This window comes from Rhizobium sp. BK538, assembly GCF_014197575.1.
Classification (GTDB): domain Bacteria; phylum Pseudomonadota; class Alphaproteobacteria; order Rhizobiales; family Rhizobiaceae; genus Rhizobium.
Genome location: NZ_JACIFT010000007.1, coordinates 1 through 13,836, shown reverse-complemented (window position 1 = coordinate 13,836; position 13,836 = coordinate 1). Strand labels below are relative to the sequence as shown.

Here is a 13,836-nt window from a genome sequence, read left to right as displayed (position 1 = left end):
TGCGCTATCATTGATCAGTTTGATAAGTGCATTTCGACAAAGTGAAAGCCATGGACGATCTTGATCAGGAACTTCTCAGCGCTTTGCGACACAATGCGCGCGCTTCGGTTTCTTCGCTAGCAGCAATGACCGGTGCATCCCGTGCGACGGTCGCCGCGCGCATCGACCGGCTGGTTGCCAACGGCACCATTGCTGCATTCACCGTCCGCACCGGCCATGAAACCCGCGCGGCCGGCGTGCGCGCGATCGTCATGATCGAGGTGCTGGGCAAGCTTGCGGACAAGGTCGCCGATCAGCTTCGCGGTCTGCCGCAGGTGCGTGCGTTGCACAGCACCAACGGGAAATGGGATTTCATTGCCGAACTTGAGGACCGCGATCTCGTCTCCTTCGACGAAACGCTGCGCCGCATCCGGCTGATCAATGGCATCAATACGACAGAAACCAACATCCTGCTGAAGACCAGGAAGGCCAGCTTCTAGTATTCGTGCTCGTAGACGATACCGGCTTCACCGGCACCGTCGCCACCCGCGCCGGCGCGCAGCTTCACACCGCGGCCGACATCGAGATTGATAATCGCCTTCGCGCCGCCCTTGCCGGTGGTCTGCTGCAGTTCGAAATAGGTCCGGTCGTTGAGATAGCGGCCGACGCTGACGTTGGTGCGGCCCTTGGCATCGGTACTGATGTCGAAATCGTCGACGCCAAGCTGGTTGCGGAGGCCCTGGAACAGCGATCCGGAACGACCGCCGGCCAACTGGGCCACGGCATCGGCGAGCTGGGCGATCTGAACCGGCGACAGTCGCGACATCGATTGCCCGAAGATCAGCTGCGCCAAAACCTCGTCCTGCGGCAGGGCTGGAGACGAAGAGAAGGTGATCGAGGGGTCGGTTGCCAGCCCGGTTACATCGACTGTCAGCGTCGTGGAGCCGGAGGTCGAACTGGCTTCCATCTCAAGCGCAGGCGTCAGATCGCCGGCAAATGTTATACGGCTTTTGTTGGTGAAATCGAGCCGTCGGTTCAAAATTGTCAGGCGGCCGCGCCGCATGGTGAAGCCGCCCGAAACGATCGGTTCTGCCGCCGTTCCCCTGATCGTGACGCTGCCGCCGAGTTCGGCGTCGATGCCGCGGCCACGCACGAAGATCTGTGAGGGAGCGTCCAGCTGAAGATCGAGATTGATGGTGTTGGATTTTGCACGAGCGCCCTGTTGTGTCTCGTCGCGCAACTGCGCCAGAACCGCCTTGGGGGCGTTTACGTGTCTGATGTCGATCTCGCGCAGCGAGGTCGGAAGCCTCTCGGGGACGGTGATCGAAGCTCTCTCCAGCCGCAGCCTGCCGTTCAAAGTGGGGTTGGCAAGCAGCGGACCGCGCAAACCGAGCGTGCCGTCAACAGTCGCCACCACCAGCGTTCCATCGACATAGACCGCCCTGTCGAGTTTAACGTCGATGCTGGCGGGGAAGTTGGAGGCCGGCTGTATCCCAATGCTGCCGGACACCGAGACGCTGCCGCCGCTGGCGAGTTGACCGGTGAGCCGCGAAATCACCGCCTCGTTGCCGTTAAAGCGGATATCCGCGGTCAGACTGTTGATCGCCAAGTTGCGGCGGACATCGACGATCCTTGCGCCACTGGTCGTTACCGTGCCGTTGATGGACGGCGCGGTGGCGGTTCCACTGATCTGCAGATTGAGACTGGCGGTGCCCTCGGCAACGAAGCCCCGGGCGGCAAGCTGCGTACCGAGCACGGCGAATGGCAGATTACCGGAAAAGCGCATATCGAGCGCGCGATTGCCCGTAATCGTAACGCTGCCGCCGCCCCGCAGGGAGAGTCCGCTGTCGCCGGCCAGATTGGTATCGATCGTCAGCCGGTCGTCTTTCAGCCTTCCGTTTGCAGTGATGCTCAACGGCGAAAGTCCGGCGCTTCTGGTTTGGCTGGTGGCAGCACCCCTCCAGTCGAGGTTGAAGTCTACAGCCGGCAAAGGCAGCTTGCCCGATACCTTGACCGAGCCCGAAATGTTGCCCTCGGCGGCCAGCCCGGGCACGAATGCGTTAGCAAGGCCAGCAGGCAGGTTGGAGATATCGGCATCTACGGCCAGCGATTGGGCATTCTGCCCAGCGATGACGAAGTTGCCTCCGGCCTTCATCGACACGCCGTTGCCGCTCAAATTCGTCGTGAAATCGAGCCTGCCATCCACTAGCTTTCCGTTCGCGTTCGCCGAAAGCGGCCGGATACCGGATGCCCTCGTCTGCGTCGTTGCGGCGTCTTTCCAGTCCAGCTTGAAATCGATGATCGGGCTGTTCGGCGTCCCTGAGGTCTTCGCGGTGCCTGATATCGTTCCTTGCGCGCCGAGGTTCGGGACGAAGCCATTGGCGAGGCTTGCAGGTAGATCCACGATGTCGGCGTCGACCGAGAGGCCCTGGACGCTGGCGCCTTGCAGGTTCGCCGTACCTTTCGCTTTCAGCAAGGTACTGCGACTGCTGTTCAGCGTCGCGTCAAAGGAAATCTTGTTGTCGGCAAGGTTGCCGGCAGCGTTCAACCGAAGACCGGAAAGGCCGGCAGCCTTCGTCTGACGGGTTCCAGCATTGTTCCAGTCGAGCTTGAAATCGACGGCAGGAATCGGGAGCGAGCCAGAGGCTGTCGCCGTGCCCGAGATCGTCCCTTCGGCACCGAGATCAGGCATGAAATTGTTGACCAGCGCGGCGGGAAGGTTGCTGAGCGTCGCATCTGCCTGCAGACCCTTCACGACCGTTCCCTCAACCGTAAGCTTGCCCTTCACCTTCAGGGCAGAGCCGCCATCGCCGTCGAGATTCGTCTCGAAATCGAGTGTGTTTTTCGCGAATGTGCCCTTGGCGCCGAGTGCGAGGGCAGAGAGGCGTGCCGCCTTCGTCTGGGTGGTTGCGAGGTCCTTCCAGGTGAGGTCGAAGCTTGCCGTCGGCTGCTGAAGCGTTCCGGAAGCGGATGCCATGCCAGAGATCGTGCCACTGGCGCCAAGGTTGGGAACGAAGGCGTTTGCCAGGCTCGCGGGAACGTTCAGTATCGTCGCATCGGCAGTGAGGTTCAAGATTTTCGTTCCTGCCAGCGAGACGTTGCCGGACGCCTTCAACGCCACACCGCCGTTCGCGCTAAGGTCGCTCTGGACGGTCAACTTTTCATCTGCGAAGTTTCCCTTTGCCGTCAACCTGATGCCGGCTAGGCGGGCTGCCTTGGTATGGCTGGTTGCTGCATCCTTCCAAGCCAGATCGAAGGTTGCTGTCGGCGTCGGCAACTTGCCCGAGGCCGATACGGTTCCCGATATCATGCCTTCCGCAGCAAGATTCGGGACAAAGCTGTTGGCGAGTGCCGCCGGAATATTGGCAAGCTGGCCGTCGAGTTTCAGCGTCTGAGCGTCGGCGCCAGCAACGACGAAATTGCCCGTCGCCTCTAGCGACATACCGCCGCTACCGCGTGCGTCAGCGTCGAAGTTGAGAATATTGTCCTTGAGGTTGCCGCTCGCCGTCAGCCCAAGCGACGAGAGCTTGGCACTTCTGGTCTGGCTCGTTGCGGCGTTCTTCCAATTCAGTTTGAAGTCGAACGCAGGGGCAGGCAGCTTTCCGGCTGCCGTTACGTTGCCGGAGATCGAGCCTTCGGCGGCAAGATCAGGAACAAATGCATTCGCCAATCCGGCCGGGATGTTGACGATATCGGCATCGACTTTCAGCGACTGCGCATTCGGGCCGCCGGTCACGACACTACCGCCGGCCTTCAGCGATACGCCGCCCTTGCCACTGAGGCGCGTTTGAAAATCGAGCGTGCTGTTGGCAAAGGTCCCGTTTGCACCGATCGCCAGCGGCGACAGGCCGGCGCCCTTTGTCTGGCTGGTGGCGGCATCTTTCCAATCCAGGTCAAAGTTGGCTATCGGCGCTGCCGGCGTGCCAGTCACGGCAACCTTGCCCGAGATCGTGCCTGCGGCATCGAGCTTCGGGACAAAACTATTGGCAAGGCTTGCGGGCAGATCCCGTATGTCAGCCTTGATATCGAGAGTTTCGCCGACTGTGCCGGTCACGTGAACCGAGCCGTCGCCGGTCGTCAACTCCATCGCGCTCAGCGTTACGGTACCGCCACTGATTGACACCGCCGACGGTGATGCGAGCTCCACTGGAATGTTGCGCGGCTTCGCAGAGAAACGGTCGAGGCGAAGCAGCGTTGTGCCGGCGTTCAGCTCGACATTGCCAGATGCGACCAAGGGACTGGCATCATAGGTGGCGCCGAGATCGAAGTTTGTCCGGTTCTGTTGCTGGGCGAAATTCAGCGCCAGTCCTTCGGCTTTGTTAGCACCGGAGGCAAGCTCTTCTGCCTTGATCGTGCCGTTCGCGGCAAAGGCCTTCAGGTCACTGACAGAAACGTTGATGTCGGGTTTGACGACGGCAAATGTGTCGCGCTTCAAGCCGTTGCCGGAAGCGACAATCTTGAGTGCAATCTTGCCGTTGTCGTTGGCAATATCGATGGAGCCCTTCAGGTCACCTTCCGCTTTCTGACCGGCAAGCGCAGCGAGAAGGCCGAGGTCCGGAAAGTCGAACGTCGCCTGTCCGGTCGGCTGGAAAGCAGAAGATAGTTCGACGTGGCCTGTCAGGCGGTTATTGCCGACGTCGGCGACGATCGAAGGAAGCTGCACTTTCCCGTCCACCACTTGAACGGCGGTGCCGGCATTGATTAGCTGCTCGTCGATCGTGCCCTTGGCGGTAATCTCCGCCTGTGGCGCCTTCGGGTCCGCCGTTCCCGAAACGTTAATGTCGAGCTGTTTGACCTGCCGGCCCGCCATCACGAGTGACGGGCCCTTGATATCAGCTGCCACGGCGAGAGCGGAGACATTGCCTTTTGCGCTCAGCTGGTAGGTCAGCTCGCCTGTCGCGCTTTCAAGTAGCGCCTGAACATTTGGAACGCGACCGGAGAGATTGGCATCGAGCGTGTCCTCGTCGAGCACCACGCCGCCTGTAGCCTCGAGAGCGCTCGACTTGATGGAGAGGTTCGAGATGTTGAACTTCGAGGGAACCGTTCCTGCAACCTGGCCCTCGATCACAATCGGTGAACTGAAACGCGTTGCGACCGCAGGCGGCAGCGCCGCAGGTTGGACAGTCAGCTTGACGTTGCCGGTCAGCGAGCTGGCGCTCAGTTTGTAGGAACCGTTGAGGCTTGCGTTCGTAGCTGCGCTTTCGATCGTCGCGCCGTTGAAGCCAAGCGCATCGGCCGAGATTTGCAGCGGTAGCGTTACCGTGACGGGGCCTTGAATTGCCCGGTTGATGTCGGGATTGACGAACGACGTGTCACCTGCAGCGAGTGTAATCTGAACGCTTCCCGAGCGGCCGGCGAGATTGAAGTTGTCGCTCTTTGCCGTCAGCTTCACGTTGCCCATCGTCCCCTGTGGCAGCACGGCGGAATCGAGCGAAGCGCTCGCGTTGAGGCGGGAGGCCTTGGCATCGCCCGTCAACGAAAGATTGACGCCGGAGATCAGGAAGCGGGCTTCGCCTTCGGCTAACGGCCAGCGGAAATCGACCGGGCCTGACGTTCCCAACAGATTGGCGTTCAGGCTGTTCTTGCCCTTCGGATCCAGAGTGCCCGATGCAGCGATCACTACGGCGCCGGTTGCCAAATTGCCGGTCTGGATATCGATCTTGCCTCTGTTATCGAAGTTCGCGGCGAGGTCGATGTTCGTCTGGCCCGCAAAGAGGGGGCGGAAGGCAGCCGGCAGCAGGGAGCTGAGGTCGCCGCCGCCCTTGAGGTCAAGGTGATGGAGGCTCTCCGGCGTTAGCGTGTGGCGTGCTTCGATCGAGGCGCGTTGCTGTCCGTCGAGAGCGGCCTGGAGTTGGCCGCGCCAATCCGAAATCGGTCCGTCTCCCGTCAGGTCGATTTCGACGGCCGGGTTGCCGGGCAGTGCCAGCAGTCCCGCGAGCAGCCCACCCTTCGGTTCCGTCAGCTTCGCCTTCAGCCGCAACTGATTGCGATCCGGCATGAAAGCAACATCGGCGATCAGCTTTGCATCCGGAGCATCGTGACGGTGGACGTTGATCGACGCACTCCCGCCTTCGTTGTCGGCGCGCACGCTGCCGTCCCCTGCAAGCGAGAAGGCCCGCCCGATCAGCGGCTGGGCGAGGTTGATCTCCGGCAAGGCGATCTTGTCGATGTCGATCTTGATCGGCAGCGAAAAGCCACTGTCGGCTTCGCCTGCCGCAGCCGGACGTGAGGGGAGCGTGCGGACGGGCTGTCGCAGCACGTGGATTGCCGCGGCTTCGACGCTTCTGGCGTGGAACCTGCCGGTGAGGAGAGTCAGGGGATTCCAGTTTATGGCAAGGCCGTCGATCTGAGCGAAGACGCCCTTTGTGTCGGAAAGTACGATCTGGCTGGCACGCAGCCCGCCGGTCAGCAGCCCCTCTGGGTCCTGAACCTTGATGGTCATGTCCCGGTTGGAGAGGCTCGAGGCGACCCTGTCGGCGACGATGCGTGCACCGAAGGATGTGAAGCCGAAGATACCGATGGCGATGGCAAGCAGGACCAGGGCGGCCCCAGCGGAATAGCCGAGCAGCCGCACGATCCAATTCAAGATTTTCGCCAGTGTCTGCATGGTCGCGGACATTACTCCGTTTCTATGGCGGCTCAAGGCGCACGAGCGCAGTGAGCCGCGAGTGTGTTAGAATGACTGACCGATGCCGGCATAGATGCCATAATCCGTGCCATCCTCGTACTTGTTGAGCGGTACCGCAAAATCAAGCCGCAGCGGACCAAACGGCGTTGCATAGCGGATGCCGATGCCCGCACCGGCCCGAATGTCGGAAAAATCGGGCGCTATGTCGGCTGAAACCGTCCCGACGTCGATGAATGGCACGATGCCGATCGTATCCGTGATCTTCACTCGGGTCTCGAACGAGGCAGTGACATAAGAGGCGCCACCAGTCTCCTCATTGTCGGCGTTACGCGGCGAGATTTCCTGGTAGCCATAGCCGCGAACCGAACCACCGCCGCCGGCAAAGAATCGACGTGTGGCAGGAATATTCTGGAGATCGTCTGCCCCCAGAAGAAAGCCCGCGGAAAGCTTTCCGGCGAGAACGATGCGGTCTTCCGCTCCCAGGCCCTGATATCCGGTAATCGAGCCCTCGAAACCGGAGAAGAAGGTTCCATTGTAGGCCTCGTAGCTCGGCGTCGCTTTCAGCATCGCCCGATAGCCTTCGGTCGGATCGAACTTGTTGTCTCGCGCATCGCGGTCATACTGAAACGGCAAAGAGAAGGTCAGGTAGCTGTTCTTGCCGAAGGCATCGTCATCGCGTTCCCAGCTTACCTCACCGGAGCCCGTGATCGTATCCAGATCGGATAGCTCGTAAGAGAGCCCGAGAGAGGCAGTGACGAGCTTTGCGGCGTAGGCGTCGGGGTTCTCAGTCTTGGCCAGGATGCTCGCCCGCAAGGTCGCGGCCGGAGAGAAAGCGCCAGGTTTGGTGAAGGCGACACCGGCGGAATAGTCGAGATCGCCGATATTGGTCGTTTCGCCCAATCGGCCCACTGACCCTTCGATGCGCAGCGCTTCGGCTTCTCCGAAGAGATTGCGATGACCCCAGTAACCGTTGACGCCGAAGCCGTCCGTTGTCGAATACTGGGCGCCGACGCCGAGGTAGCGCTGCTTGCCTTCCGACACTTCGATCGTCATCGGCAATGTTCCGTCCGGCGCCAGTGCGTCTGCCTCGTGGATGGTGACGCTGGAGAAGACGCCCAATGCGCGTAGCCGGTCTCCCGCCTTCTTCAAGGTCTCCGGCGAATACTGTTCACCCCTGTTCAGCCTTGAATAGCGCTGGATGAAGCCCGGTCGAACGGTTTTTTCGCCGCTGACGCCGACGTCGCCGATCGGCGCGACCGGACCGCCTTCGGCGGCGAGCACAATGTTGACTGTGTTCGTTCTGTGGTCGGCTATGACTTTGCGGGTCGTCAACTTGGCCAGCGGACGGCCTTCGCTTTTCAGCTGCTCGACGATCTTGTCGCCAGCCTTGATGATGGTCAGCGAACCGGCCGTTTCACCTGGAGCAAGATCGTAATCCGCCGGATCGCGGCGTGCGGCGTCCCCGCCGAATTGCACTTCATGGACCTTGAAGACAGGGCCTGCGGCGACATTGATCGTCACAGGGACGGGGCGTGAGCGATTGAAGGTCGGATTGGGCGGGAGGGCGTCGATATCGCGGCCATCGACGCTGATCGTCACCACGCCGCCGTAGCGGGCCTTCTCGAAGAGAGCGGCGATCAGCCGTTCGCGGTCGTCCCTGGCCTTGACAACGACGCCCAGGTCGCCGGAGACAGGCCGGTCCTTGTCGCCGACGAGACGGGAACTGTTTTCCAGTGCCTCCTTGAGATCGGCATCGTTGCTGTCGGTCGTCAGCGTCACGTCGTAACGAACCGGATCCGGTATCTGGTCGCTGGCCGATTCGTCGTCCTTGCCCCACAAAGTGATGCCGAAAAGCTTGAAGGCGAAAGCCTCCGAGATGAGCGCCGGCGAAAACGTGAACGCAGCCGCGACGACCAACATGGTGCCTGCGCGCCGATACGCTATACCCGGTTTCGGTACCGTCCCTCTAGTTTGCATCCGCCGCTTTTGGTTACACTGGAATTAAGCTTCGCGCCCCCCGGCCGGCGGCAACCTTAGCGGCAAATTTCCTCGGCGTGTACCGTTTTAAATCGCTTAAGCGCTGAAATGGTGGAAAAAATCAGAAATCCCGGGCTGCGAACCCGGGATTTCGGGATGATTTTGCGTCGGCTCAATAACCGCCGCGGCAATCGTCGATATAGCGGCGACCATACTCGTCGCGATAGTAGCACTGTCCCGGCTGCTCAGCGACACGACCGATAAGGGCGCCCGAAACGCCGCCAATAGCCGCACCGACGGCGGCTCCGCGAACATTTCCCGTCACCGCACCCCCGATGATCGCGCCGGATGCTGCACCGATGCCGGCGCCCTGCTGTGTCGGCGTGCAGCTTGCGATCGAAAGTCCAATCAAAGCGAATACAGCAATCTTCTTAATCAAATTCTTCTCCTAGGTTGGTCGCCCTCAAAGAGCGGTGGCCGTCCCTGATTCTTGTTTTTGTCATGCTAATCGTCAAACTGTGGCGCAAAAAGAGCAACCCTTTCGGCGTTTGGTTTTTCGCACAATTGGCGTTGCAACTTTCGCCTAAATTCGGCGCAACCGAACGCGCCGAATTTAATTAGCCTCCCTAAAGTAGTGGTTGATCCCAAAGCGAAAAAGTCAAATGATACCGTCCGTGCCTGGAGGAGGCGCGAGGAGGAAATCATGGCGAAAGTGAAACTGACGGTGAACGGCCGGGCAGTGAGTGGCGACTGTGAAGAGCGCACGCTTCTTGTCCATTTTATTCGCGAAAAACTCGGTCTGACGGGAACGCACGTCGGCTGCGATACCAACCAATGCGGTGCTTGTGTCGTTCACATGGATGGCAAGTCGGTGAAGAGTTGCTCGATCCTTGCCGTCCAGGCGTCGGGGTCGACGATCACCACCATCGAGGGGCTTGCCAGCAACGGCGAATTGCATCCTGTCCAGGCCGCCTTCAAGGAGCATCACGGCCTGCAATGCGGCTTTTGCACGCCTGGTATGGTGATGACGGCCGTCGACATGATCTCGCGTCACGGCGGTCACCTGGACGAGGAGACGGTTCGCCACGAGCTCGACGGCAATATCTGTCGATGCACCGGCTACCACAACATCGTCAAAGCCGTCCTGTCTGCCAACGAGCAGATGCATGGCGTTGCCAAGCAGGCGGCCGAATAGCTCTCAGGAATTGTCTGGCTGACTGCCGAACACGATTCTCTTTGGCGGAATGCCAGGCCCGAAACCCCATTGGGAGGACATCATGGGTGTTGAAGGAATTGGTGCACGCGTCGCACGAAAGGAAGACAAGCGGTTCCTGACCGGCAAGGGCCGTTATACGGACGACATGGTCGTGCCGGGCATGAAATTCGCCTATTTCATCCGCAGTCCGCATGCACACGCCAAAATCAACGGGATCGATGCAGCCTCCGCCAAAGCCATGCCCGGTGTCATCGACGTGCTCGATGGCAAGCAGTTGCTCGCCGACGGGATTGGCAACCTCATTTGCGGCTGGATGATCCATTCGAAGGATGGTTCGCCGATGAAGATGGGGGCCTGGCGCCCGCTGGCAGTGGAGACCGTCCGCTATGTCGGCGATGCCGTCGCCGTGGTTGTCGCCGATTCCCTTGCGGAGGCACGGGATGCCGCAGAAGCCGTCGTCGTCGACTATGAGGAATTGCCCGTTGTCGTCGAGGCGGTCGAGGCGCTGAAATTGGGGGCGCCGCAGCTTCACCCGGAAGCTCAGAACAATCTGATCTTCGATTGGGAACTTGGCGATGGCACCGCAACCGACAAGGCTATATCCGAAGCGGCACACGTCACCGAGATCGAGATTCACAACAACCGCCTGTCGCCCAATGCGATGGAGCCCCGCGCTGCGCTCGGTATCTACGACGCCGCCGAAGATCACTATACCTGCTACACCACCAGCCAGAACCCGCATGTCGCGCGCCTCGTGATGAGCGCGTTCTACAATGTCGCGCCCGAGAACAAGCTGCGGGTGATCGCCCCCGATGTCGGCGGCGGATTTGGATCGAAGATCTACATCTATCCAGAAGAGATCGTCTGTCTGTGGGCTTCCAAGAAAACGGGCGTGCCGGTGAAGTGGAATTCCGATCGCACGGAGGCCTTCCTGACGGACGCACATGGCCGCGATCATGTGTCGAAGGTGAAAATGGCCTTTGACAGCGACAACCGCATCATCGGGCTGAAGGTCGACACCATCTGCAATCTCGGCGCCTATATGTCGCTCTTTTCGTCGGCGGTTCCGACCTATCTCTACGCGACCCTGCTGTCCGGCCAGTACGATATTCCGGCGATCCATGCCAATGTGCGTACGGTCTATACCAACACCGCACCGGTTGATGCCTATCGCGGTGCCGGCCGGCCGGAGGCGACCTTCCTGCTCGAGCGGACGATGGAAACGGCCGCACGCGAGCTCGGCATCTCACCGGCCGAGCTGCGGCGGAAGAACTTCATCCGTTCCTTCCCGCATCAGACGCCTGTCATCATGAATTATGACGCCGGTGATTACGAAGCATCCCTCAATGCTGCGATGCAGGCCGCCGACTGGAACGGCTTCCAGGCGCGCAAGACCGAAGCGGCGAGCCGTGGGATGAAACGCGGTCTCGGCATGAGCTGCTACATCGAGGCGTGCGGAATTGCCCCCTCGCAGGCGGTCGGCTCACTTGGTGCCGGTGTCGGCCTGTGGGAATCGGCCGAGGTGCGGGTCAATGCGGTCGGCACGATCGAAGTGCTCACCGGGTCCCACAGCCACGGCCAGGGGCATGAGACGACCTTCGCGCAGCTCGTGTCGGATCGTCTCGGCGTTCCGCTGGAGAGCGTGTCGATCGTGCATGGCGACACCGACAAGGTGCAGATGGGCATGGGCACCTACGGCTCACGTTCAGGCGCCGTCGGTATGTCTGCCGTGGTCAAGGCGCTCGACAAGGTCGAAGCCAAGGCCAAGAAGATTGCCGCCCATCTGATGGAGGCCGACGAGGGCGATATCGTCATCGAGAACGGCGAGGTCAAAGTTGCCGGTACCGACAAGAGCCTCCCGTGGTTCCAGGTGGCGCTTGCTGCCTATACCGCGCACAATCTGCCGGGCGGCATGGAGCCGGGGCTGAAGGAGACCGCCTTCTACGACCCGTCCAATTTCACCTTCCCGGCCGGCTGCTACATCTGTGAAGTCGAAGTCGATCCGGAAACGGGCAAGACGGAGATCATCCAGTTCGTCGCAGCGGACGATTTCGGCAACATCATCAACCCGATGATTGTCGAGGGGCAGGTTCATGGCGGTATCGCACAGGGTATCGGTCAGGCCCTGCTCGAGGCCGTGCATTATGACGAAAACGGCCAGCTGTTGACGGCAAGTTTCATGGATTACGCCATGCCGCGCGCTGACGACCTGCCGTCGTTCAAGGTCTCGCATCAGGTGACGCCGTCCCCGAGCAACCCGCTCGGCATCAAGGGGTGCGGCGAGGCCGGCGCGATCGGGTCCCCCCCAGCACTCATCAATGCCATCACCGATGCCATCGGCAACAACATGCTGACGATGCCGGCCACGCCGCAGAAGGTGTGGATGGCGGCACGCGCGGTTCATTGAGGAGGAACGACGATGTATCAGACCAACTATCACCGCGCGTCCTCGGTCGATGAAGCCGTCAGGATGATTTCGGGAACGTCGGAAGGCAAATATGTTTCCGGCGGCATGACACTGATCCCGACGATGAAGCAACGCCTCGCCGCGCCAAGCGACCTCGTCGATCTCAGGCATATTCCGGCGATGCAGGGCATCAAAGTCGATGGTCGCAAGGTGACCATCGGGGCGGCGGCGACGCATGCCGAAGTCGCCGCGTCGGCGGCTCTGCGTGCGATCTGTCCCGCGATCTGCGACCTCGCCGGTACGATCGGCGATCCGCATGTCCGCCACATGGGTACGATCGGCGGTTCGATCGCCAACAACGACCCTGCGGCCGACTACCCCTCCGCCATGTTGGCGTTGAATGCCCACATCATCACCAACAAGCGTGAGATGCCCGCCGATGACTTCTTCACCGGTCTGTTCGAGACGGCATTGGAGGATGGCGAACTGGTGACGGCGATAAGCTTCGAGGCGCCTGACAAGGCCGGCTACGCGAAGTTTCCAAATCCGGCATCGCGCTATGCGATAACGGGGGTCTTCGTTGCCAAAGGGGCCGGCGGCGCGCGGGTTGCCGTCACGGGGGCCGGATCGAACGGCGTCTTCCGCGAGACGGCCATGGAAGCCGCACTCAACGCCAACTGGTCTCCGGGCTCTGTGGCAGGCGTCGATGTCAATCCTGCCGGGCTGATGTCGGACCTGCATGCCAGCGCGGAATACCGCGCCAACCTGATCAAAGTGATGGCCAAACGCGCTGTCGCCGAGGCAGGCTGACGAAACCAGTCTGATCGCGAGGTGGCATTGGTGCCTCGCGATCCTTCGCTGCGTCTGGCCAAAACCAGCTTTTTCGAATTAAGATAATTCAAGACTATGGGCCTTTTGCCGCAGTTGATGGTAAAGCGGAGGGGAAGGGGTTGACGTGCGCGCGTCCGTTGGCAAGAACGCTCGCACGATACTGGAGCAGATGATGGATTTCGAAGCGTTCTTTAAAAACGAGTTGGACGGGCTTCACAGCGAAGGCCGTTATCGCGTTTTTGCCGATCTCGAGCGTCACCGCGGCAGCTTTCCGCGCGCCACGCGGCACACGGCGGACGGCCCGAAAGAAGTCACGGTCTGGTGCTCCAACGACTATCTCGGCATGGGTCAGAACCCGAAGGTGATCGAGGCGATGAAGAACGCCATCGATCACTGTGGCGCGGGTGCGGGAGGCACCCGGAATATCTCTGGCACTACCCACTACCACGTTCTGCTCGAGCGCGAGCTGGCCGACCTGCACGGCAAGCAAGCGGCGCTGATCTTCACCTCGGGCTATGTGTCCAACTGGGCCGCGCTCGGCACCCTCGGCGCCAAGATCCCCGGCCTCATCATCTTTTCCGATGCGCTGAACCACGCCTCGATGATCGAAGGCATCCGCTATGCCAAGTGCGAGAAGGTGATCTGGAAGCACAACGACATCCACGATCTCGAAGCCAAGCTGGCGGCCGCCGATCCGAAGGCACCGAAGCTGATCGCGTTCGAATCCGTCTATTCGATGGACGGCGATATCGCGCCGATCAAGGAGATTTGCGATCTCGCCGACAAGTACGGCGCGAT

Annotated in this window: 8 protein-coding genes; 5 read left to right on the top strand and 3 right to left on the bottom strand. The window is 60.8% G+C overall.

What is annotated here, in order from left to right:
* Positions 1-50 precede the first annotated feature (50 nt).
* Complete coding sequence (locus FHX09_RS10030; RefSeq protein WP_007796901.1) at positions 51-479, top strand: Lrp/AsnC family transcriptional regulator; 429 nt, start codon at positions 51-53, stop codon at positions 477-479.
* Here FHX09_RS10030 and FHX09_RS10025 read toward each other — a convergent pair.
* The 3 genes from FHX09_RS10025 to FHX09_RS10015 all read right to left on the bottom strand — a co-directional run bounded on the left by FHX09_RS10025 (position 476) and on the right by FHX09_RS10015 (position 9,020).
* A complete protein-coding gene (locus tag FHX09_RS10025; protein WP_132588551.1) occupies positions 476-6,598 on the bottom strand; it encodes a translocation/assembly module TamB domain-containing protein in 6,123 nt (2,040 codons plus the stop codon). The genes FHX09_RS10030 and FHX09_RS10025 overlap by 4 nt on opposite strands.
* A gap of 54 nt (positions 6,599-6,652) precedes the next feature.
* A complete protein-coding gene (locus FHX09_RS10020; protein ID WP_184449871.1) occupies positions 6,653-8,584 on the bottom strand; it encodes an autotransporter assembly complex family protein in 1,932 nt (643 codons plus the stop codon).
* A 172-nt stretch (positions 8,585-8,756) separates the two neighbouring features.
* The gene (locus FHX09_RS10015) at positions 8,757-9,020 is read right to left on the bottom strand and encodes a YMGG-like glycine zipper-containing protein (RefSeq protein ID WP_037083409.1); all 264 of its coding nucleotides are present in this window, start codon (positions 9,018-9,020) and stop codon (positions 8,757-8,759) included.
* A 267-nt stretch (positions 9,021-9,287) separates the two neighbouring features.
* Here FHX09_RS10015 and FHX09_RS10010 point away from each other — a divergent pair, with 267 nt between their 5' ends.
* From FHX09_RS10010 to hemA, 4 genes are all read left to right on the top strand, one after another.
* Complete coding sequence (locus tag FHX09_RS10010) at positions 9,288-9,779, top strand: (2Fe-2S)-binding protein (protein WP_132588549.1); 492 nt, start codon at positions 9,288-9,290, stop codon at positions 9,777-9,779.
* An 82-nt stretch (positions 9,780-9,861) separates the two neighbouring features.
* Positions 9,862-12,207, top strand: a complete 2,346-nt coding sequence (locus tag FHX09_RS10005; protein WP_132588548.1) for a xanthine dehydrogenase family protein molybdopterin-binding subunit — start codon at positions 9,862-9,864, stop codon at positions 12,205-12,207.
* 12 nt (positions 12,208-12,219) lie between these two features.
* Positions 12,220-13,017, top strand: a complete 798-nt coding sequence (locus tag FHX09_RS10000; RefSeq protein ID WP_007796883.1) for a xanthine dehydrogenase family protein subunit M — start codon at positions 12,220-12,222, stop codon at positions 13,015-13,017.
* Between the two features lie 193 nt (positions 13,018-13,210).
* Positions 13,211-13,836 (top strand): 5-aminolevulinate synthase (gene hemA, locus FHX09_RS09995; RefSeq protein ID WP_184449966.1); only part of this gene is annotated, 626 nt, incomplete at its 3' end.

Excerpts from the sequence above, each read along its gene's own strand:
- FHX09_RS10030 (WP_007796901.1), top strand. The coding sequence starts at position 51 with ATGGACGATCTTGATCAGGAACTTCTCAGCGCTTTGCGACACAATGCG.
- FHX09_RS10025 (WP_132588551.1), bottom strand. The coding sequence starts at position 6,598 with ATGTCCGCGACCATGCAGACACTGGCGAAAATCTTGAATTGGATCGTG.
- FHX09_RS10020 (WP_184449871.1), bottom strand. The coding sequence starts at position 8,584 with ATGCAAACTAGAGGGACGGTACCGAAACCGGGTATAGCGTATCGGCGC.
- FHX09_RS10010 (WP_132588549.1), top strand. The coding sequence starts at position 9,288 with ATGGCGAAAGTGAAACTGACGGTGAACGGCCGGGCAGTGAGTGGCGAC.
- FHX09_RS10005 (WP_132588548.1), top strand. The coding sequence starts at position 9,862 with ATGGGTGTTGAAGGAATTGGTGCACGCGTCGCACGAAAGGAAGACAAG.
- FHX09_RS10000 (WP_007796883.1), top strand. The coding sequence starts at position 12,220 with ATGTATCAGACCAACTATCACCGCGCGTCCTCGGTCGATGAAGCCGTC.